The 20,702-nt window shown below is 62.8% G+C and carries 19 protein-coding genes and 1 riboswitch; of the genes, 12 read left to right on the top strand and 7 right to left on the bottom strand.

Annotated features, from left to right (window positions below; genetic code table 11):
* Nucleotides 1-65 precede the first annotated feature (65 nt).
* Both ahcY and metK read right to left on the bottom strand, forming a co-directional pair.
* Nucleotides 66-1,490: an adenosylhomocysteinase gene (gene ahcY, locus CSQ93_RS09765; RefSeq protein ID WP_099377877.1), complete on the bottom strand. Its 1,425-nt coding sequence runs from the start codon at nt 1,488-1,490 to the stop codon at nt 66-68.
* A gap of 24 nt (nt 1,491-1,514) precedes the next feature.
* A riboswitch (S-adenosyl-L-homocysteine riboswitch) is annotated at nt 1,515-1,583 on the bottom strand.
* Nucleotides 1,584-1,705: 122 nt separating this feature from the next.
* Nucleotides 1,706-2,872 (bottom strand): methionine adenosyltransferase, encoded by a 1,167-nt coding sequence (metK, locus tag CSQ93_RS09760; protein WP_034783537.1) that lies wholly within the window; start codon nt 2,870-2,872, stop codon nt 1,706-1,708.
* Between the two features lie 188 nt (nt 2,873-3,060).
* Here metK and CSQ93_RS09755 point away from each other — a divergent pair, with 188 nt between their 5' ends.
* Genes CSQ93_RS09755 through dapF form a run of 3 tightly spaced genes read left to right on the top strand, consistent with a single transcriptional unit; the run spans nt 3,061 to nt 5,677 of the window.
* The gene (locus CSQ93_RS09755) at nt 3,061-3,930 is read left to right on the top strand and encodes a lysophospholipid acyltransferase family protein (RefSeq protein WP_099377876.1); all 870 of its coding nucleotides are present in this window, start codon (nt 3,061-3,063) and stop codon (nt 3,928-3,930) included.
* Complete coding sequence (locus tag CSQ93_RS09750) at nt 3,927-4,802, top strand: LpxL/LpxP family acyltransferase (RefSeq protein WP_099377875.1); 876 nt, start codon at nt 3,927-3,929, stop codon at nt 4,800-4,802. Before CSQ93_RS09755 ends, CSQ93_RS09750 begins: the two co-directional genes overlap by 4 nt.
* An 11-nt stretch (nt 4,803-4,813) precedes the next feature.
* Entirely contained in the window at nt 4,814-5,677 is an 864-nt protein-coding gene (gene dapF, locus CSQ93_RS09745) for a diaminopimelate epimerase (RefSeq protein WP_099377874.1), read from the top strand.
* A 24-nt stretch (nt 5,678-5,701) separates the two neighbouring features.
* Here the strand turns inward: dapF and CSQ93_RS09740 are convergent, their stop codons facing one another.
* The gene (locus CSQ93_RS09740) at nt 5,702-7,204 is read right to left on the bottom strand and encodes a tetratricopeptide repeat protein (RefSeq protein ID WP_099377873.1); all 1,503 of its coding nucleotides are present in this window, start codon (nt 7,202-7,204) and stop codon (nt 5,702-5,704) included.
* Between the two features lie 415 nt (nt 7,205-7,619).
* Between CSQ93_RS09740 and CSQ93_RS09735 the strand changes: the two genes are divergently transcribed.
* The 8 genes from CSQ93_RS09735 (at nt 7,620) to CSQ93_RS09700 (ending at nt 14,977) form a co-directional block, all read left to right on the top strand.
* Nucleotides 7,620-8,651 (top strand): porin, encoded by a 1,032-nt coding sequence (locus CSQ93_RS09735; protein WP_099377872.1) that lies wholly within the window; start codon nt 7,620-7,622, stop codon nt 8,649-8,651.
* A 179-nt stretch (nt 8,652-8,830) separates the two neighbouring features.
* Complete coding sequence (locus CSQ93_RS09730; RefSeq protein ID WP_099377871.1) at nt 8,831-9,508, top strand: DUF484 family protein; 678 nt, start codon at nt 8,831-8,833, stop codon at nt 9,506-9,508.
* Nucleotides 9,509-9,515: 7 nt separating this feature from the next.
* Nucleotides 9,516-10,463: a tyrosine recombinase XerC gene (locus CSQ93_RS09725; RefSeq protein ID WP_099377870.1), complete on the top strand. Its 948-nt coding sequence runs from the start codon at nt 9,516-9,518 to the stop codon at nt 10,461-10,463.
* Between the two features lie 135 nt (nt 10,464-10,598).
* Nucleotides 10,599-11,687, top strand: coding sequence for a CobW family GTP-binding protein (locus tag CSQ93_RS09720; protein WP_099377869.1), 1,089 nt, complete (start codon nt 10,599-10,601; stop codon nt 11,685-11,687).
* A gap of 481 nt (nt 11,688-12,168) precedes the next feature.
* Nucleotides 12,169-12,621: an RNA polymerase-binding protein DksA gene (gene dksA, locus CSQ93_RS09715; RefSeq protein ID WP_034753066.1), complete on the top strand. Its 453-nt coding sequence runs from the start codon at nt 12,169-12,171 to the stop codon at nt 12,619-12,621.
* A gap of 210 nt (nt 12,622-12,831) precedes the next feature.
* A complete protein-coding gene (hslV, locus tag CSQ93_RS09710) occupies nt 12,832-13,368 on the top strand; it encodes an ATP-dependent protease subunit HslV (RefSeq protein ID WP_010394217.1) in 537 nt (178 codons plus the stop codon).
* Nucleotides 13,369-13,411: 43 nt separating this feature from the next.
* Nucleotides 13,412-14,764: an ATP-dependent protease ATPase subunit HslU gene (hslU, locus tag CSQ93_RS09705; RefSeq protein WP_099377917.1), complete on the top strand. Its 1,353-nt coding sequence runs from the start codon at nt 13,412-13,414 to the stop codon at nt 14,762-14,764.
* 18 nt (nt 14,765-14,782) lie between these two features.
* Nucleotides 14,783-14,977, top strand: coding sequence for a hypothetical protein (locus tag CSQ93_RS09700; protein WP_099377868.1), 195 nt, complete (start codon nt 14,783-14,785; stop codon nt 14,975-14,977).
* A 68-nt stretch (nt 14,978-15,045) separates the two neighbouring features.
* Here the strand turns inward: CSQ93_RS09700 and CSQ93_RS09695 are convergent, their stop codons facing one another.
* Entirely contained in the window at nt 15,046-15,660 is a 615-nt protein-coding gene (locus tag CSQ93_RS09695; protein ID WP_099377867.1) for an outer membrane protein, read from the bottom strand.
* Nucleotides 15,661-15,827: 167 nt separating this feature from the next.
* On the opposite strand from CSQ93_RS09695, the gene CSQ93_RS09690 reads away from it, so the two are divergent.
* A complete protein-coding gene (locus CSQ93_RS09690; RefSeq protein ID WP_233516126.1) occupies nt 15,828-16,607 on the top strand; it encodes a helix-turn-helix domain-containing protein in 780 nt (259 codons plus the stop codon).
* Here CSQ93_RS09690 and CSQ93_RS09685 read toward each other — a convergent pair.
* The 3 genes from CSQ93_RS09685 to gspF are packed head-to-tail and all read right to left on the bottom strand — an operon-like array spanning nt 16,580 to nt 20,699.
* The gene (locus CSQ93_RS09685; RefSeq protein WP_099377866.1) at nt 16,580-18,841 is read right to left on the bottom strand and encodes a patatin-like phospholipase family protein; all 2,262 of its coding nucleotides are present in this window, start codon (nt 18,839-18,841) and stop codon (nt 16,580-16,582) included. The genes CSQ93_RS09690 and CSQ93_RS09685 overlap by 28 nt on opposite strands.
* 58 nt (nt 18,842-18,899) lie before the next feature.
* Complete coding sequence (locus CSQ93_RS09680) at nt 18,900-19,463, bottom strand: type II secretion system protein N (RefSeq protein WP_099377865.1); 564 nt, start codon at nt 19,461-19,463, stop codon at nt 18,900-18,902.
* Nucleotides 19,464-19,478: 15 nt separating this feature from the next.
* Entirely contained in the window at nt 19,479-20,699 is a 1,221-nt protein-coding gene (gene gspF / locus CSQ93_RS09675) for a type II secretion system inner membrane protein GspF (RefSeq protein WP_099377864.1), read from the bottom strand.
* Nucleotides 20,700-20,702 lie beyond the last annotated feature (3 nt).

Raw genomic sequence — 20,702 nt, 5'->3', positions numbered from 1 at the left:
AAATAGGGTCAGGCCGGCGGCAGGCGCCGGCCCTCAGAGGGTGAGTTACAGCCCAGAGCTACCGATTAATAGCGGTAGTGTTCAGGCTTGTAGGGGCCTTCTTGACGCACGCCGATGTAGTCGGCTTGCTCTTGCGTCAGTTCCGTCAGCTGCGCATTCAACTTTTTGAGTTGCAGGCGGGCGACTTTTTCGTCCAGGTGTTTTGGCAGGGTGTACACGCCGACCGGGTAGTTGGCCGTGTTCGCGTACAGCTCGATCTGCGCGATCGTCTGGTTGGCGAACGACGAGCTCATCACGTACGACGGGTGGCCCGTGCCGCAACCGAGGTTGACCAGGCGACCTTCGGCCAGCAGGATGATGCGGCGGCCCGACGGGAAGATGATGTGGTCGACTTGCGGCTTGATGTTTTCCCACTCGTATTGTTTCAACGAAGCAACGTCGATTTCATTGTCGAAGTGACCAATGTTGCAGACGATGGCCTGGTCTTTCATGCGCGTCAGGTGATCGTGCGTGAGGATGTGATAGTTGCCGGTGCAGGTGACAAAGATGTCGCCGTGTTCGCAGGCGTAATCCATGGTCACGACGCGGTAGCCTTCCATCGCCGCCTGCAGTGCGCAGATCGGATCGACTTCCGTTACCCACACTTGCGCCGACAGGGCGCGCATGGCTTGGGCCGAACCCTTGCCGACGTCACCGTAACCGGCGATAACGGCCACTTTACCGGCGATCATCACGTCGGTGGCGCGCTTGATGCCGTCGACCAAGGACTCGCGGCAGCCATACAGGTTGTCGAACTTCGATTTCGTGACGGAATCGTTGACGTTGATCGCAGGGAAAGCCAGCTTGCCTTCCTTGTGCATCTGGTACAAACGGTGCACGCCGGTGGTGGTTTCTTCCGTCACGCCGAGGATTTCCGGCAGACGCTTCGAGTACCAGGTCGGGTCGGCCAGCAGATGACGCTTGATCGAGTTGAACATGCAGATTTCTTCTTCCGAACCCGGATTCGCCAGCACCGACAGGTCGGTTTCCGCGCGCACGCCCAGGTGCAGCAGCAGGGTAGCGTCGCCGCCATCGTCGAGGATCATGTTCGAGTAGACCGCCTTGCCGTCCATGTTCGGCCATTCGAAGATGCGGTGCGTGTATTCCCAGTAGTCATCCAGCGACTCGCCCTTGATGGCGAACACAGGCGTGCCGGCGGCGGCGATGGCGGCGGCAGCGTGATCTTGCGTGGAGTAAATGTTGCACGATGCCCAACGCACTTGCGCGCCCAGTGCTTCCAGGGTCTGGATCAGCACGGCGGTCTGGATGGTCATGTGGATGGAACCGGTGATGCGCGCGCCTTTCAAAGGCTGCGCTGCCGCGAATTCTTCGCGGATGGCCATCAGGCCAGGCATTTCCGTTTCAGCAATCTTGATTTCTTTGTCGCCCCATGCAGCCAGAGTGATATCGGCGATGGTGTAGTCGTGTTGCGATTTGAGTACGGCGTTCATCACGCCCTCCTTTCAGTTGAAAAAGGTACGTGAGCGCAGTTGCAGGATATTCCGAGCCTGGCGAATTTCTTCGTCGCAACGCTCCTCGGACTGTGGATTTTAACATTGGCAAGGCCGGCGCGCCAGTTTGTTCGCCATGTATTGCCATGTAACAACACATAAAAAAAGCGCCCGCGGCCAGAGGCCGGGGCGCTTTTCTTGCAAGTCTGACTAGATTACTTCAGGCCGGCAGCGTCGCGCAGCAGGGCGACCTTGTCCGTGCGTTCCCACGTGAATTCCGGCTCTTCGCGGCCGAAGTGGCCGTAGGCGGCGCTCTTCTGGTAGATCGGGCGCAGCAGGTCGAGCATTTGCACGATGCCTTTTGGACGCAAATCAAAGTGCGCCAGCACCAGCTTGGCGATTTCCGCGTCGGGAATCACGCCCGTGCCTTCCGTGTAGACGGTGATGTTGATCGGCTTGGCCACGCCGATGGCGTAGCTGACCTGCACCTGGCATTGGCGCGCCAGGCCGGCCGCGACGATGTTTTTCGCCACGTAACGGGCCGCGTAGGCTGCCGAACGGTCGACTTTCGAAGGATCCTTGCCCGAGAACGCGCCGCCGCCGTGCGGCGCTGCGCCACCGTAGGTGTCGACGATGATCTTGCGGCCGGTCAAGCCGCAATCGCCTTGCGGGCCGCCGATGACGAAACGGCCCGTCGGGTTGACGAGGAATTTGGTCTCCGTCAGCCATTCGCGCGGCAGGATCGGCTTGATGATTTCTTCGATGACGGCTTCTTCGATCTGCTTGTGCGAGATTTCCGGCGCATGCTGGGTCGACAGCACGACCGTGTGCACGCCGACGGGGCGGCCATCGACGTAGCGCAGGGTCACTTGCGATTTCGCGTCCGGACGCAGCCATGGCAGACGGCCATCCTTGCGCAGCTGCGACTGGCGCTCGACCAGGCGGTGCGCGTAGTGGATGGCGGCGGGCATCAGCTCGGCCGTTTCATCGCAGGCATAGCCGAACATCAGGCCCTGATCGCCAGCGCCTTGATCCAGGTCAATCCCCGCACCTTCATCGACGCCTTGCGCGATGTCCGGCGACTGCTTGTCGTAGGCCACCAGCACGGCGCACCCCTTGTAGTCGATGCCGTATTCCGTGTTGTCGTAGCCGATGCGTTTGATGGTTTCGCGCGCAACTTGAATATAATCCACATTGGCGTGCGTGGTAATCTCGCCAGCCAGCACCACCAGACCGGTGTTGCACAGGGTTTCAGCAGCCACGCGGGCGGCTGGATCCTGGGTCAGGATGGCGTCAAGGATGGCGTCGGAAATTTGATCGGCAACCTTGTCGGGATGGCCTTCCGAAACGGATTCGGAAGTGAAGAGATAGTCGTTTGACATTGCAAGCTCCTGTTTACTATGTGAATGTTCTGTCGCAGTAAAGAGGATTTTGCCTGCGACGCTTTAGCGAGATTTATATTCCGCATCGCAAGTTGTCTATTAACTCAGCGGTTACTGCATACGTGGTATTTTACGCTTCTTAAAAAATTTTGGCACGGCAACACGCCATTCCTGGAAACAGCTTATACATGTTAGTCCCAATTTTCCGCTTCTTATCGATCTTTCCCCTGCCCGTCCTGCATACCCTGGGCGCTGCGCTCGGCTGGGTGATTTACGCCATTTCCCCGTCCTACCGCCGCCGCATGCGCGAGAACATGCAAGGTGCGGGGTTTTCGCAACACTTGCACACGGCCGTGGCCGAAGCGGGCAAGAGCGTGCTGGAATTGTCCTTCATCTGGTGCGCGCCAGCCGAACGCGTGGCGCGCCATGCAACGGTGGAAAACTGGGAACTGGTGGAAAAAGCGCTGCAGCACGGCCGTGGCATCGTCTTCCTGACGCCGCACCTGGGCTGCTTTGAAATCGTCGCCCAGCAAATCGCGCTGCGCACGCCGCTCACCGTGATGTACCGCCCGCCCAAGCGCGCCGCCCTGAAACCGCTGATCGAAGGCGCCCGCGCGCGCGAAAACCTGATGCTGGCGCCAGCCAATATGTCGGGCGTGCGCATCTTCGCCAAATGCCTGAAAAAAGGACAACCGATCGGCCTGCTGCCCGACCAGGTGCCGCAAGAAGGCGAAGGCGTGTGGGCCGATTTCTTCGGCCGTCCCGCCTACACCATGACCCTGCCCGCCAAGCTGGCGCAGATGGGCGGCGCCGAAGTCATCATCACTTACGCGGAACGCCTGCCGGGCGGGCGCGGCTATGTCGTGCATTTCGTGCCCTTCACCGAGTCGCTAGCCAGCACCTCGGCCGAGCAGGCGCGCACCATCAACGCGGCGATGGAACAATTGATCGCGCGCAGCCCGGCGCAATACCTGTGGAGCTACAATCGCTACAAGGTGCCGCGCGGCGCGCCGCCGCCCACGTCCGCCACGTCCGATGCCGCCAAGGAGCAGGCATGAGACTGCTGATCGCCTTCATGTGGCTGCTGCACTGGCTGCCCTTGCCCATCCTCGGCCGCTTCGGCGTGGCCGTCGGCAGCCTGCTGTTCATCGCCATGCCCGCGCGCCGCGACATCGCCCTGACGAATCTGCGCCTGTGCATGCCGGAGCTGACGGAAAAGCAACGCGTGGCGCTGGCGCGCCAGCATTTCCAGGCGTACTCGCGCAGCGTGTGGGAACGCAGCATCCTGTGGTGGTCATCGGAAGCACGCCTGAACCGCCTGATCAAGAAGGTGCCCGCCTTCCCCGGCCAGCAGATCGCGGCCAAGCCGACCATCCTGCTGTGTCCGCACTTTGTCTGCCTCGACGTGGCCGGCGCCGCTACCGCCATGGAGATCTCCGCCTCGTCGATGTATGTGCAGCAAAAGAACGCCGCCTTCGACCAGGCCTTGCGCAACGGCCGTTCGCGCTTCAAGCCGCCCAAGCTGTTTACGCGCCAGGACGGCATCAAGACGATTCTGCGCGCGCTGCGCGACGGCTTGCCGTATTTCATGCTGCCGGACATGGATTTCGGCGAGAAGGATGCGGAATTCGTGCCCTTCTTCGGCGTGCCCGCCGCCACCCTGACGGCCACGGCGCGCCTGGCGCTGGCCGCCAAGGCGCAAGTCATTCCCGTCATCGCCACCTTTCTGCCCAATTACCAGGGCTGGCAAGTGACGTATTACCCGGCCTGGGACGATTATCCGGGCGACGACATCACGGCCGCCACGCGCCGCATGAACGAATTCATCGAGGAAAGAGTGCGCGAAGCACCAGCCGAGTATTTCTGGACGCATAAACGCTTCAAGACGCGTCCGGAAGGCGAAGCATCGTTCTATAACCAGCACAAGTGATACGGCAGACCATGAAACTTCAATTTACCAAAATGCATGGCGCCGGCAATGACTTCATCGTCATCGATGCCATCCATCAAGATATCGACCTCACGCCGGCCCAGTGGCAGCGCCTGGCCGACCGCCGTTTCGGCATCGGCGCCGACCAGATCCTCGTGGTGGAAAAGCCGCGCCTGCCCGGCTGCGACTTCCGCTACCGCATCTATAACAACGATGGCGGCGAAGTGGAACAGTGCGGCAACGGCGCGCGCGCCTTCGTCAAGTTCGTCAGCGAAAAGGGTTTATCGACCAAGGACAGTATCCGCGTAGAAACCATGGCCGGCATCATCGCGCCGCGCCTGGAACTCGACGGCAGCATCACGGTCGACATGGGCGCGCCCGTGCTGGAGCCACAGCTGGTGCCGTTCGATGCCAACGGCATCGATGGCGTGGCGCAAGGCAACGACACTGTGTGGCCGCTGGACCTGGCCTTGCCGGGCCAAACCTCTCCCGTGCTGGTGTCCGTCGTCTCGATGGGCAATCCGCATGCCGTGCAAGTGGTCGATGATGTCGAGGCGCAAGACCTGGAAGTGACGGGTCCGCGCATCGAGCACCATCCGCGCTTTCCCCGCAGGGTCAACGCCGGCTACATGCAGGTCGTCGACCGCCATCATGTGAAACTGCGCGTATTTGAACGGGGCGCGGGCGAAACCCTGGCGTGCGGCACGGGTGCCTGCGCCGCCGCCGTGGCCGGCATCCTGCGCGGCTTGCTCGATTCCCCCGTGCGCATCAGCGCGCGCGGCGGCGAACTGTCGATCGCCTGGCAAGGCCCCGGCCAGCCCGTGCTGATGACGGGCCCGGCCGTGACCGTGTTCGAAGGCACGATCGAGTTGTAGACGGGTGAAAGTGAGCAGTAAAAGTCAGGCCGCCAGGAACTGCTGTTCCTGCGCGACATCAAGTTCCGCCAGGTAGCACTTCAGGCGGTACAGGCGCTGCCGGTAATTGCCTTCCGGCCCCGCCACGCCGCAATCGACGCGCTCGAACAGGCGCACCGCCTGGTCGAGCAGCTGCCGCTCCTGCGCCGTGCGGATCAGCACCAGGCGCCGCTTGCCGCGCCCATGCGTGGCGCTGATATCGATCAACAGACAATGCCCCTGGTCGGCTGCATGGATATCGAGCAGCAGCGCCTCGGCACGCGACAGATGAAAGCAGCGCGCCAGTGCCAGCCGCGCCGCCAGCAGGGGGTGGCTCTGGCCCAATTGCCGCAAATGCCCATCGGCGTGCATGGCGGCGCACTGGCCCCAGTCGCCGGGTTCGCCTTGCGGCGCAATCTTCGCCAGCGCCGCCTCCGCTTCACGACTGCCTTGCGCCTGCGCCTGCAGCAGCCAGTACGCGGCCCGCACATCATTGTTGACGCCGTCGCGGCGATTGCGCCAGGCATGCATGCCGCACTCGAGCTGGGCCGGGCCATGCCCCAGGTCGGCGGCACGCTCCAGGCAGGAATGGGCTTCGACCACATTGCGTTGGGAAAATTCCGGTTTCGTATAGATGCGCGACAGCACGAACCAGGCTTCGGCCAGTCCCTGCTCGCCAGCCTGCGTCAGCCAGCGCACGGCCCGCTTGAAATTGGCCGCGCCATTGCGCGTGGCCAGGCGCTGGCCATGCGCATCCATGCGCGCATAGCCGAGCCCCAGCTCCAGCTGCGCCGTGCGGTCGCCGCCATGCGCGGCCAGCTCGCAACACTGCCAGCCCTCGGCATCGCCGCCAGGCGCCAAGGCCTGGGCGCACCGCGACAGCAACAACACCTGCTGCGCGTCGAGGGCGATCGTGCGCGCCCCGGCCGCTGCCTGGCGTTGCAGCAATTCGCGCGCCAGCGGCAAGCCTTGCGACAGGAAGCCCGCATGGTTGCCCTGGCTCCATGCCTGCTCCAGCCAGGCGTACAGCGGCGCGTCGCCATCGAAGGCGTGCTCGCCAGCCAGGCTGGTGGCCGGCCCGGAAGCGGCAAGCGATCCCTCTTGCATGGATAACAACCATTGCGCATCGGGCAAGCCGGCGCGCACGGCGGCGTCCAGCGCAACGCGCGCCTTGGCGCGCATGGTTTCACAGTGGCTGGCGGCATTGCCCAGCACCAGCTGCGCCAGCACCAGGCCCGCCTGCACCAGGCCCGCATCGAACGCCTGCGCGTAATACGGGATCAGCGCCTTGGCTGCCGGTTGCGCCACTTCGAACGGCACGTGCGTGCCGATCAGCAGGCACGCTTCCTCGCTATCCTCCTGGGCCGCCCGCGCCAGCCAGTGCAAGGCCGTGGGCAAGCTTTGCGGCACACCCTGTCCAAACAGATACACGCGTCCCAACGCCAGCTGGCAAGCCACATCGCCCGCGCGTGCGCCCTTGATCAATCCTAATGTTTCGCGATTTGCCATCGATTCTCGATATTGAGTCAATGATTCTAATAATAGTGAGCCGTCTCCAGGCCCATCAATGCAGGCCGTCCCTTAGTGTAACGTCCTTGTGTCATAAATCAGCCAAAGCCGGCTTAAGAACTTGATTCAACGCAACAATGTCCTGGCCCGGACACGTCAAGATGACGAGGCGCGGCTGGCGTGACGGTGGGGAAACGCGTGCCCCCGGCGCAGAACCGGCATAAACCGCGCGTTACAAAAATACAACAGGGGCATGCAGTTATGCCGCTTTTCACCAATCTTTTCACGCACATTTGACCAATCCCGCACGTCTTGCGCGCCGACGAATTAAGGTTCATTCATCGAAACGCGACAGTTAGCGTGTTTCAATCTGCTCGGATCTCGGACGGAACTCACTTTTAATAGGGAATAAGACATGAAAAAATCACTCGTTGCCCTCGCACTCTTCGGCGCCTTTGCCGCAACCGCACAAGCGCAGTCGTCCGTCCAAATCTACGGCACGATCGATGCAGGCCTGGGCAAAGCGACTGGTTCGACCACCGCTGTCACCAAGCGCGACAACAACAAACTGGGCTTCAAGGGCACGGAAGATCTGGGCAATGGTTTGAAAGCTATTTTCCAACTGGAAATTCGCTATGAATCCGACACCGGCACCGTAGAAAACACGTCGGGCGCCAATTCGCGTCCCCTGTTCCAGGGTCAAAGCCGCGTCGGCCTGCAAGGCAACTTCGGTACCGTGCGTCTGGGCCGTGGCCTGACCGCCTTCCAGGAATCGAGCACCGCGTTTGAACCATGGTCGGGCATGCCTACGCCAGCCGGTTTCCAAACCGACCTGACCGTTGCCGCCTACAGCAGCGATCCGCTGAGCGCGCCAGGCAACTCGCGTAACCGCTTCTCGAATGCCGTGTTCTACAACTCGCCAGTCATCAGCGGCTTCCAGTTCAACGCCACTGTCGCCGCCAAGGAAGCCAACGGTAACATCGCGGTTCCTGCGACGGCAGGCAACTACTTCGTGCCAGCCAATGCCGTGCCAGCGTCGAATCCGTACTCGGTCTCGGCTACGTACAACTACGGCCAGTTCGCCGGTATGGCCGCGTATGAGCGCAATGGCCTGCAAGCCAAGCTGTGGTCGGTTGCAGCATCGTTCAATCCGGTAACGGAACTGAAACTGATGGCATCGTACCAGCATCAGGATGATGGCAACTTCAAGATCATCAACACCGACACCAAAGCATGGCTCGTTGGCGCCAACTACGACGTCGGCCCAGGCAAGATTCGCGCTGGCTACGGTCAAAAAACACCAGACGGCGTGACCAAGACCAAACAAGCATCGCTGGGCTACGACTACAACCTGTCGAAGCGCACCTACCTGTACGCGGACATCTCGAACCGCAAGGATGCTGTTTCGAAGACCTACATCGGTCTGGGCTTGCATCACAACTTCTAATGGCCGACCAGTCACCCTCCACGGGTGATTGCTGAGCCAGGAGTACAAGGCGGCATGGGCAACCATGCCGCTTTTTTCATGGGCGCACGGAAAATGCATCGCTACCGTCCCCTTTGCGCCTATGGCGCCGCACTCTCGGTTAGAATGAAGTGTTCAACTTTCACTGACAGATATTCTCAATGACCGCCACACTCGATTCCAGCACCGTCGCCCAGTACCTGAGCGAGCACCCGAATTTCTTCGAAGAGCATACCGCCCTGCTCGGTGAGGTCAAGCTGAGCAGCCCGCTGACGGGACGCACCATCTCGCTGCAGGAACGGCAGATGGAAGTGATGCGCGACAAGTACAAGGCGCTGGAACTGCGCATGTCCAAGCTGAGCCGCCTGGCCGAGGAAAATGGCGACATCGCCAGCAAATTCCACGGCTGGAATCAGGCCATGCTGCAAGTGCGCAACGATGCAGACATGCCGCGCGTGCTGGTCGATGCCTTGCACAGCAATTTCGACGTGCCCTACGTCAGCCTGCGCCTGTGGCAAGTGCTGCCGGAACACGCCAACGGCTGGTTCACGGAAGATGTCACGGCCGATGTGCGCATGTTCGCCAACAGCCTGCAAACGCCGTACTGCGGCAGCAACCGCGATTTCGAAGCCGTGCACTGGTTGCAAGCGGATAAAATCGAATCGGCCGTCATGATCGCCCTGCGCGCGCCTGGCACGACGGGCACTTTCGGCTTGCTGGTGCTCGGTTCGCCCGACAGCGAACGTTTTACCTCGAGCATGGGCACGGACTTCCTCGTGCATATCGGCGCCACGGCCAGCGCCGCCCTGGCCGCGCTGCGCGCCGGCTCGCCTGCCTGAGTCAGCCATGAACGAGGCGCGCGGCAAGGCCGAGTGGCTCGACGCCTACCTGGCGCAGCTGGCCACGCAGCGCAAGCTGTCGCCGCATACCTTGGACGCCTACGGGCGCGACCTGCGCACCTTGCTGGAACTGAGCGGCAACACGCCCTGGACGGCGCTGGCGCACAACGAAGTGCGCCGCTACACGGCCAAGCTGCATGCCGGCGGCCTCGACCCGCGCTCGATCGCCCGCAAGCTGTCGTCGTGGCGGGGCTTTTTCAACTGGCTCAGCGGCGAGACGGCGCTCGACGCCAATCCCGTCGACGGCATCCGCGCCCCCAAGCGGGCCAAAACGTTGCCCAAAGCCCTGTCGGTGGATGACGCCGTGCGCCTCGTGGCGCCCGCGCAACACCAGCAAGGCGCTGCCGAACCGGAACAACTGTGCAACCGCGCCATGTTCGAACTGCTCTATTCGAGCGGCCTGCGCGTGTCCGAACTGACCAGCCTGGATACCCATTACTGCAAGGCGGAAAATGGCCAGCCCGCCTCGCTGGGCTGGCTCGACATGGCCAGCTTCGAAGTCATCGTCACGGGCAAGGGCAGCAAGATGCGCAAGGTGCCCGTCGGCAAGGCGGCCCTCGTGGCCCTGACCGCCTGGCTGGGCGTGCGCCCGCCAGCGGCCGATGGCAGCGCTGCCTTGTTTTTAAGCACGCGCGGCACGCGCATCTCGCCCCGCGTGCTGCAACTGCGCCTGAAGGCGCACGCGCTGGCGACGGAAATTCCCGCGAATGTGCACCCGCACGTGCTGCGCCACTCGTTCGCCTCGCACGTGCTGCAATCGTCGGGCGACTTGCGCGCCGTACAGGAAATGCTGGGCCATTCCAGCATCACCTCGACCCAGGTCTACACGGCCCTCGACTTCCAGCACCTGGCGCACGTGTACGACCAGGCGCACCCGCGCGCCAAGCTCAAGTAGGCGGCCGCACCAATGGGGCAGCCTGATCCATATCAAGCGGATGGGCGCGCATTTGCAAGCTTTTGCAAAATTCCGGCATAATCGTCCGCATTCTTCCGCTTGCGCGGCGGCACCACCGATTACAAGGCATCTCTCATGGCACTGATTCCAACCACCATCCTCACCGGTTTCCTGGGCGCAGGCAAAACCACCTTGCTCAACCGCATACTGCAGGAAGACCATGGCATGCGCATCGCCGTGATCGAAAACGAGTTTGGCCAGGAAAACATCGACAATGAAATCCTGGTGCAGGATAGCAACGAACACATCATCGAGATGAACAACGGCTGCATCTGCTGCACCGTGCGCGGCGACCTGATCGTGGGCCTCACGGAACTGGCGCGCAAGCGCGACGCCGGCTTGCTGGCCTTCGACCGCGTCGTCATCGAAACGACGGGGCTGGCCAATCCCGGCCCCGTGGCGCAAACCTTCTTTGTCGACGAAGAAGTGGGCAGCCACTACATGCTCGACGCTATTATCACGGTAGTCGATGCCCGTCATGCCATGAAGCAACTGGATGAATACGAGGAAGCCCAGCGGCAAGTGGGTTTTGCCGACAAACTGCTGCTGTCGAAAACCGACCTCGTCAGTGAAGAGGACGTGACCACGCTGACGCGCCGCCTGAAGCGCATCAATCCCCGCGCACCGATCGCCAAGGTCGATTTCGGCCGCGCCCCGCTGGCCGAAGTGCTCGACATCCGCGGTTTCAACCTGAATGAAAAGCTGGAACTGGACCCGGATTTCCTGGCCACGGAAACGGCGCACGTCCACGACCACGATCACGCGCATGCACACGCAGAGGATCACGGCCACGAGCATGAACACGAGCACAGCGACGCCTGCGCCACCGATTGCGGCCATGCCGACCACCACCATGCGCAGCACAGCGACGATATCGCCGCCTTTGTTTTCAAGAGCACGCAACCGTTCGACAGCGCCAAGCTCGATGAGTTCCTCGGCGGCCTGGTGCAAGTGTATGGCCCGCGCATGCTGCGCTACAAGGGCGTGCTGCTGATGCAGGGCGCCGAACGCAAGGTGGTCTTCCAGGGCGTGCACCAACTGATGGGTAGCGACCTGGGCGCCAAATGGGGCGAAAACGAAGTGCGCGGCAGCAAAATGGTGTTTATTGGCAAGAATCTACCAAAAGACATTTTTATTCGCGGACTCGAACAATGTTTGGTATAAACTAGCCGGGTTTTGTAAAGTATCCGTTGCAAAGCAGAAACAAAAGGGAAAGTTAAGCACGCTTTCCCGCTGTCTGACACCCGTCTTGCTGGCATAAACCAACAAGTAGCCGTTTCTGATCGGCTAGTCAACAAATCGGGATGGCAATATAAAGCAAAGCGTGCCAAAATCAGCGACGAAAACGGCCCATGTCGTTCGCCTGTCATGAAATGCTGGCAAACTGCCGCTGGCCGCATGCCAGGCATGCAACCGATCCACCCAACACGCCTGTTGACGCGCGCATAGCGCGACTGGCATAGAGCGGTAAAAAGTTATCAACATGGCACCTTAGCCGGCCGGTAGTCCTGGCTTTCGCCGGCAAGCCAAGGTCGCACGCAGTACAGCGGGACAGCAATGCCAAGCGGAACCTGTACAGTTGCTCGGTATCGCCGCATCAACTGATCAATTTGAAAACTCTGTCGTATCGAAGGTAAGCGAAGTTATGACCAAAACTAATAAATCGACCCCGGCCGCCAACCAAGACATCCCTCTCATCAGCGAAGACCAAATTCGCGCCATGAGCGAAGATGACTACATGAATCCGGCACAACTGGCATTCTTCAAGGCGCGCCTGCAGCAGCTCGAAAAAGACCTGCTGAAAAACGCCGGCGAAACCACGGAACACTTGCGTGAAACCGTGCTCGTACCGGACCCTGCCGACCGCGCCACCATCGAGGAAGAGCATGCGCTGGAACTGCGCACGCGCGACCGCGAACGCAAATTGCTGAAGAAAGTGCAGCAATCGATCGCCAGCATCGACGCCGGCGACTATGGCTGGTGCGAAGAAACGGGCGAGCCTATCGGCATCCCGCGCCTGATCGCCCGTCCAACGGCCACCCTGTCGCTGGAAGCCCAGCAACGGCGCGAACTGAAGCAAAAGCTGTACGGCGACTGATCGCCCTCCCCTTGCGCGGCCGTCCCGGCGGCCCGCGATGGCGCATAAAAAAGCACACAACCTTCGGTTGCGTGCTTTTTTTTCGTCCCGCGCCGACTACACTGAAGCAGGCACTGCCGCTTGCAATTGCCTTTTCCATCCCCACTTTTGAGCCATGGGCGCGCAATCGCATGGCCTTGCACGCATCGGCACGAATCTTTTGAGGTCACTATGGAACAATTTCACGGCACCACCATCCTCTGCGTCCGGCGCGGCAAGCAAGTCGCCCTGGGCGGCGACGGCCAGGTAACGCTGGGCAACATCGTCATGAAGGGCACGGCCCGCAAAGTGCGTAAGTTGTATCAGGGCAAGGTCCTGGTCGGCTTTGCCGGCGGCACCGCCGATGCTTTTACCCTGCTCGACCGGTTTGAAGGCAAGCTGGAAAAACACCAGGGCAATCTGCTGCGCGCCTCCGTCGAACTGGCCAAGGACTGGCGCACCGACCGCGTGCTGCGCCGCCTAGAAGCGATGCTGCTGGTGGCCGACAGCGAGTCGACCCTGGTCATCACGGGCAATGGCGACGTGCTGGAACCGGAAGACGGCATTGGCGCCATCGGCTCGGGCGGCACCTATGCCCAGTCCGCCGCCAAGGCGCTGCAGGAAAACACGGACTTGTCGCCGGCCGAAGTGGTCAAGAAATCGCTGACCATCGCCGCGGAACTCTGCATTTACACGAACATGTCGCACATCATCGAGACCCTGGACTGAGTCCAGGCACGCCCGAGCACAGAATAGAAAGCCAACTATGATCATGAACATGACCCCGTCGGAAATCGTTACCGAACTCGACAAGCACGTGGTGGGCCAGGCCAAGGCCAAGCGCGCCGTCGCCATCGCCCTGCGCAACCGCTGGCGCCGCCAGCAGGTGGCCGAGCCCCTGCGCCATGAAATCACACCCAAGAATATCCTCATGATCGGCCCCACGGGCGTCGGCAAGACGGAAATCGCGCGCCGCCTGGCCAAGCTGGCCGAGGCGCCGTTCATCAAAATCGAAGCGACCAAATTCACGGAAGTCGGTTATGTGGGGCGCGACGTCGACACCATCATCCGCGACCTGATCGACATCGGCATCAAGCAGACGCGCGCGCTGGAAATGAAGAAAGTGCGCGCACGCGCCGAAGATGCGGCCGAAGACCGCGTCATCGACATCCTCGTGCCGCCGGCGCGCGACTTCGGCTTCACGCCGAATACGGCGGCGGCCGTGGACACGGGCAGCGGCGACAGCACGCGCCAGACCTTCCGCAAGCGCTTGCGCCAGGGCGAGCTCGATGACAAGGAAATCGAGATCGAACTGGCCGAGGCAGGCCCGCAGATGGAAATCATGGCGCCGCCGGGCATGGAAGAAATGACGGAGCAGATCAAGTCCATGTTTTCGGGCGTGGGCGGGCAGCGCAAGAAGGCGCGCAAGGTCAAGATCAAGGAAGCCTTGAAACTGCTGGTCGAAGAAGAAGCGGCCAAGCTGCTCAACGAAGATGAACTGAAGCAGAAGGCCATCCAGAACGTCGAGCAGAACGGCATCGTCTTCCTCGATGAAATCGACAAGATCGCCTCGCGCTCGGAATCGGGCGGCGCCGACGTTTCACGCGCGGGCGTGCAGCGCGACCTGCTGCCGCTGGTCGAGGGCACGACCGTCAACACCAAGTACGGCATGATCCGCACGGACCACATCCTGTTCATCGCCTCGGGCGCGTTTCACCTGTCGAAACCGTCGGACCTGATCCCCGAACTGCAGGGCCGCTTCCCCATCCGCGTGGAACTGGAATCGCTGTCGATCTCGGACTTCGAGCGCATTCTCACCAGCACCGATGCCTGCCTGACGATGCAGTACGAAGCCTTGCTGGCGACGGAAAACCTGAAACTGCAATTCGCGCCGGAAGGCATCACGCGCCTGGCCGAAATCGCCTATTCGGTAAACGAGCGCACGGAAAACATCGGCGCGCGCCGGCTGCACACGGTGATGGAAAAACTGCTGGAAGAAGTGTCGTTTACGGCCAGCGAAGGGAGCAGCACCACGGAAAACCTGCTGGTGATCGACGCTGCCTACGTCAACGAACGCCTGGAAGCGCTGTCGGTCAACGAGGACCTGTCGCGCTACGTGCTGTAGGAAGGAAGGGGGAAACCGATGGCAAACAAGGCCTTGGCGACGCGGCAGAAAATGCAGTTCCGCGTCGAACCCTCGCAAAAACCGCGCAATCCGGTCGCCACTGCCGCCCTGCAGCGCGCCGCCGGGGCGCACGTGAAGACCGTGTCAGGCCAGCGCCAGCAGGAAAAACGCCTGCTGGCGAAATTGCTGTTGAAAGTCGAAACGGAAAAATAGGCCGCCCGCGGACACCCTGTTCATAGGGCGTCCGCCATCAGGCCACTCTGTGCCGCAGCAGCATCCCCTTAGAAACGGTAGGACGCGCCCAGCGAAAACATGTCGACCTTGGTCGTTTGCTTGCTGTTGTACTTGACCGGCACGCGGTCCCAGTCAAGGTGCAGCGACCAGTTCTGGTTCAGCGCATACGCCGCGCCGATGCCGTAGGTCAGGCCGATCTTGCTCTTCTTGTCCGAACCGCCGCCCAGATAATCGACCTTGCCCTGCGTGTAGGCAGCGCCGGCGCGTCCGCTCAGTGTAAACGCGTCAAACTGGTAACCGAGCACGCCCTGCATGCCGAGACCCGTGAACTTGCCGCGGCCCGCGCGCTTGCCGGCGCCCGTGTCGAAACCGGATTTGACCTCGCCACCCGTGTACCCCACCAGCTCAATCGAAGGCAGGGCCACGCCGCCCTGAAACGGCAGCGCGTCGAAACTGTAACCCAGGTAGGCCTTGCCATTGCGCTTGCTGCTCTTGTCGCAATCGCTTTGTCCGGCGATGCAATCGAGGCCGGTGCTGGCGCGAAAGCCATAGCTGGCGCCCGCATAGAACGGACCCGGTGCCGGTTCGGCTGCGGCGGCATGCAGGGGAGCGATGGCGGCCAGCGCCAGCAGCGCTGCTGAAAAATGAAATTTGGAGAACATGGATAACCTCTACAAGTGGATGGATTGCCTGGTTGTAGCGCGCTGCGCGAGCCACAAGCGGGAGTGTCATCGCTTTCGCCGAAAAGTACTATCACCTTGTGCAAAGTGCCATTAACGGCTACATTCGGTACCGTCAACCGCTACTAAACTTGCATAAAGGAACTATCGTGAGTTCACCTGAACTGGTTTTGCGCGTGCTGCGCACCCAACTGCGCGCCGCCGGCATCACCTACAAGGTATTGGCCGAACGCATCGGCATGAGCGAATCGAGCGTCAAGCGCATGTTTGGCCAGCACGACATGTCGCTGTCGCGCCTGGCCCTGATCTGCAAGGCCTCGGGCATCGCCATGGAAGATGTGCTGCGCGGCGCGGCCGACATCACGCCGCATGCCGACACGCTCACCTTGGTGCAGGAAAAGTCGCTGGTCGCGCATCCGCGCCTGCTGCTGGTGGCGATCTGCTGCCTCGGCCACTGGAGCCTGGAGCAGGTGGTGGAAACGTATGCGCTGACGCAGGCCGAATGCATCGGCTGCCTGGCCGAACTGGATCGCCTGGGCTTGATCGAACTCAAGCCCCTGAACCGCTACAGCCTTCGCGTCTCGAACGCCTTCCACTGGCTGGCCGACGGCCCGGTGCAGCAGTACTTCCGCGAACACGTGGTGGCCGATTATTTCAGCGGGCATTTTGACGGCGCCGGCGAAACCCTGATGTGCATCCCGGCGCGCCTGTCGCTGTCGAGCGCGCAGGAGCTGGTGCAAAAGATCCGCCAGCTGGCCGAGGAACTGGCGCGCCTGCACCAGAACGACCGGCGCCTGGCACCCGCCGAGCGCGACGGCTTTACCCTGCTGCTGGGCTTTCGCTCATGGGAATTTGCCGCCTTCACGGCCCTGCGCCGCAGTACGGCCGCCCCCGCGGCGCCCTACCAGACCGGTCCCAGGAACAGATAAAGCGTGCTCTCGCCGCCCTTGGTCGCGCCCGCCGCCACATACACAGGACCGAAGCGCGTGTCGACGGACACAAAGGCGCTGCTCGCCTGAGTGAATTTGCTGCTTTTCCAGCGCTCGCTCTGATCGAAGCCGCCGCCCATCTCCAGCGAAAAGCCGGCCCGCACCACGCCGCCCAGGGTACTCGGCAGGGAACCGATGCGGCGCGCCATCACGAAGCGCGCGAAGGCGATACTGCGTCCTCTCACCGATTCAAATTCCGTGCCGGACAAGCGCAGGAAACCACCGAGATTGAGAGGCGCTTCGTCACGCTGTGAGCGCGCCCATTCGCCATACACGTGACCGGCCCAGTTGCCGCGGCCAAAGGCCTTCAGGCCCGTGATGGACGATTGGCCCAGGGCCGCCTCGCCTGCCCCCGTGGTCGTATCGCGCGCCCAGGTGGCCTCAAGCAGGACGCCGCGCGTGGGAAAGCCCGGCGAATCGAGCGTATCAGCGCGGAATCGCACGAACTGCGTGGTGCCCAGCGCGCGCGACTCCGGCTGCGTAGGGTCGGCCGGAATCGCCAGCTTGCCCTTGACTTCCGTACGAGCGACGCCGAACTGCAGATCGCCCCAGGTACCGAACTGGCGTCCCAGCACCAGTGCAGCTGTCTGGCCGTTATAGGCCAGGCGGGCGTTGCGCCGGCCCTTGTCGAACAAATCTATCGCCGACGAAGTGTATTGCAGCTGCGGCGCGATATACCACGGGTTGCCGGCCCCCAGCGGCTGCCAGAACTGCAGGCCATAGCCGCGCGTATTACCGATCTGCGCCGTGCTGCGCAACTCGCCGCCCCAGCTGTTCAGGTTCGAGCGCGCATGCAGCAGCTTCAGGGCGAAATTATTGCTGTCCCTGAAATCGCTGGCCAGTTCCAGGCCCACGCGCAGGCGGTTGCTGGCCCATGGCGCTTCGACCGCCTTGATGGTGACGGCGCGCTGGTCGCCGGAATCGACCACTTCCGTCTCCACGCGCGCCACGTCGCCGCGGCCATACAGCCTGGCCGCCGCCTTGAGCACATCTTCCTGGCTGACCGACTGTCCTTCCACCAGGCCCGATTGCGCCTGCAGGATGCGCGGATTGATATCGCCTTCGCTCTCCACGGCCAGGCGCGTGAGCGGCAGGGCCACGTCCAGCAGGGCCGGAGCGGCCAGGCGCAGCTGCTCGCGCGCCGCATACTGCTCCGGCGGCAGGGCCAGCGGCGCCAGACGGGCGGCCAGGGCCTGCGCCGCCTGCTCGCCGGCACGCATGGCGCGCGCATAGTTTTCAAAGTCGAGGAAACTGACGCCCGTCAAATCCGGCGCCACCAGGATATCCTGCGCCTGCAGTTCCTTGAGCGAGCGCTGCACGTTCTGCTCCGTGAGGATTTGCAGCATCTGCTGCGCCACGCCGATGGCGCTGCCCAGGTCTTTTTCCGGCGCCAGCGGCGTGCCCACGTTGACGGCGATGATGATGTCGGCGCCCATGGCGCGCGCCATGTCGACGGGCAGGTTGCGCACCAGCCCCCCATCGACCACCAGCCGGTTATTCACGCGCACGGGCGCAAACACGCCCGGCACGGCCAGCGAAGCGCGCATCGACAGGAACAAAGGCGTGTCCACCAGTTCCACCAGCTCGCCATTGACCAGGTCCGACGCCACAGAACGGAAAGGCAGCGGCAGCTGGCTGGCGGGGCGGTCGCGCATGCCGGCCGGCAGCAGCCGGTTCAAGGCCATCTCCAGTGCCGCATTACTGGCCGCGGCCGGCGGCGTGGAAATGCCATTGTGGCTCACGCCAAACTCGATGCGCGACGGCAGCAACAAATCTTCCTCGCGGCGGCGGAACGCCAGTTCGTCGCGCGGCGGCCGGTCAGCCACCACGCGCGCCCAGTTGGTCTCGCGCGCCATCTTTTCCAGGTCCGCCACGGAAGCGCCGGCCGCATACGCGCCGCCCACCACGCCACCCATGCTGGTGCCGACCACCATGTCGATCGGCACATGCAGCTCCTGCAGCACTTTCAATACGCCGATATGCGCGAGGCCGCGCGCGCCGCCGCCTGACAGCACCAGGGCGATGCGCGGACGCGCCGCCACGGGTGCGGGAACGGTCAGCGGGGCAACGGAGGCAGAGGCAGTGGCGGCAGCGGGGACGTCGGCTGCGGCAGCTGGCGGCAAGGCGCACAGCGCCGCCACGCAGCCCGCCAGGACGGCACGGATCGGGAACATGAAGACTCCTGTGGCGATGGCGGCATGGCGCCATCGGCAAAATACGATAAAAACAGCGTTAATTCGACGGCGGCGGCACGCTGCCGCTCACTTGCGGCGTCGGCATCATGGTCGCCGGCCGCTGCTGCTCCATCGGCAGCGGCGGCGGCACCAAATTCGATGCCGGCGCAGGGGCCGCGGCCGGCGTTGGGGTGGCGGACACCGGCCCCGGCAAGGCCAGCGCCTTGTCGTCGGCCACCAGGTCGATGCGCTTGCTCACGCCGCCGTCACGCAGCAGCACGTGGCGCGCATGCACCTCCAGCACCGTCACGCCGGGCACCACTTCGGCACCCTCCGGCAAGGCCACGGAAGGCTTGCCATCGGTCGAAATGATGGCCACGCTGCCGCGACCATTGCCGGCGGCCACCACGCCCTTGAGCTGGTAGTTGCTGGCCGTGGCCACGCTGACCTGGCCGCCGAACAGCGAAGCGCCCGCCTCCACGCTGGCATCCTGCACCACCGGATTGGGGGGCGGATTGATGGGGCGTTGCGGCGCCTTGAACAGCTGCATGGCCCAATAGACCAGCGACACGGACAGCGCCACGACGGCGAGCAAACTTGTAACTTGAGGCAAACGCTTCATGGCTTCCTTGGATTCTTATCTTACGAGCTGATTGATTTCGATAATCGGCATCAGCACGGCCAGCACGATCAGCAGCACCACCACGCCCATGGCCAGGATCAGGGCCGGCTCCAGCAGGCCGGCAATCGTCAGGGTGCGGCGTTCCAGGTCCTGCTCCTGCGCGCTGGCGGCGCGTTCCAGCATGGCCGGCAGCTCGCCCGTGATTTCGCCGGCGCGTATCATGTGGATCAGCATGGGAGGAAAATGCTTTTGCGCCGACAGCGCGCGCGCCAGGCTGACGCCTTCGCGCACGGCGCCGCTGGCCTCGGCCACCAATTCCTGCATCGCCACGTTGGTCAAGGTGTCGCGGCTGGTGTCGAGCGCGCGCAGGATCGGCACGCCGGAACCCGTGGTAATGGCCAGGGTGCTGGCGAAACGCGCCGTATTCAGGCTGCGCTCAAATTTCCCATACAAAGGCGCCGTCAGCAGCCAGGTATGCCAGCGGCGTTTCAGGGCCGGTTGCTGCAAGGCGCGGCGCCAGGCAAACCAGGCGCCGGCCAGGATCACGGCCACGATGAGGCCATAGTTGCGCACGAAGTCCGACAGCGCCAGCATGATCACGGTGAGCATGGGTAGCTTTTGCTTGGTATTGGCAAATACGGAAACGATCTGCGGCACCACATAGGTGAGCAGGAAAATCACGATGGAAAACGCCACCACCGTGACGATGGCCGGATAGGTAAACGCCAGCTTGACCTTCTGCACCAGCGCATTGCGCCGCTCGATATAGTCGGCCAGGCGCGAGAGCACGCGCGACAGATGGCCGATCTGTTCGCCCGACGCCACCAGCGCCCGGTAAATTTCCGCGAAGTCGCGCGGATGGCGCGCCAGCACGTCGGAAAACGCGGCGCCGCCGATCACTTCCGAGCGGATCGAGGCGATCAGGTCGCGCAGATACGGCCGCTCGGCCTGTTCCAGCAGGGCGGAAAAGGCCTGCTCCAGCGGCAGGCCCGCTTCCAGCAAACTGGCCAGCTGGCGCGTAAACAGGGCCAGCTCGGTGCTGGACAGGCGCTCGCCGAAGCCGCGCCGCTTGGTCACGCCGGCGGCGTCGACTTGCGCGGCGATCGGCTCGACGGCCAGCGGCACCAGGCCTTGCACGCGCAGCTCGGCGCGCGCGGAACGGGGACTGTCGGCATTGAGCACGCCCTTGCGGGTGGCGCCCTGGGCGTCGACGGCTTCATAGCGGAATGCGGGCATGGT

Origin of the sequence: Janthinobacterium sp. BJB426, from assembly GCF_002735705.1 — a bacterium.
In the GTDB taxonomy this organism is placed as follows: domain Bacteria; phylum Pseudomonadota; class Gammaproteobacteria; order Burkholderiales; family Burkholderiaceae_D; genus Janthinobacterium.
Note: the sequence above shows the minus strand (reverse complement) of the source record. Positions and strands in the feature narration are given on the sequence as shown.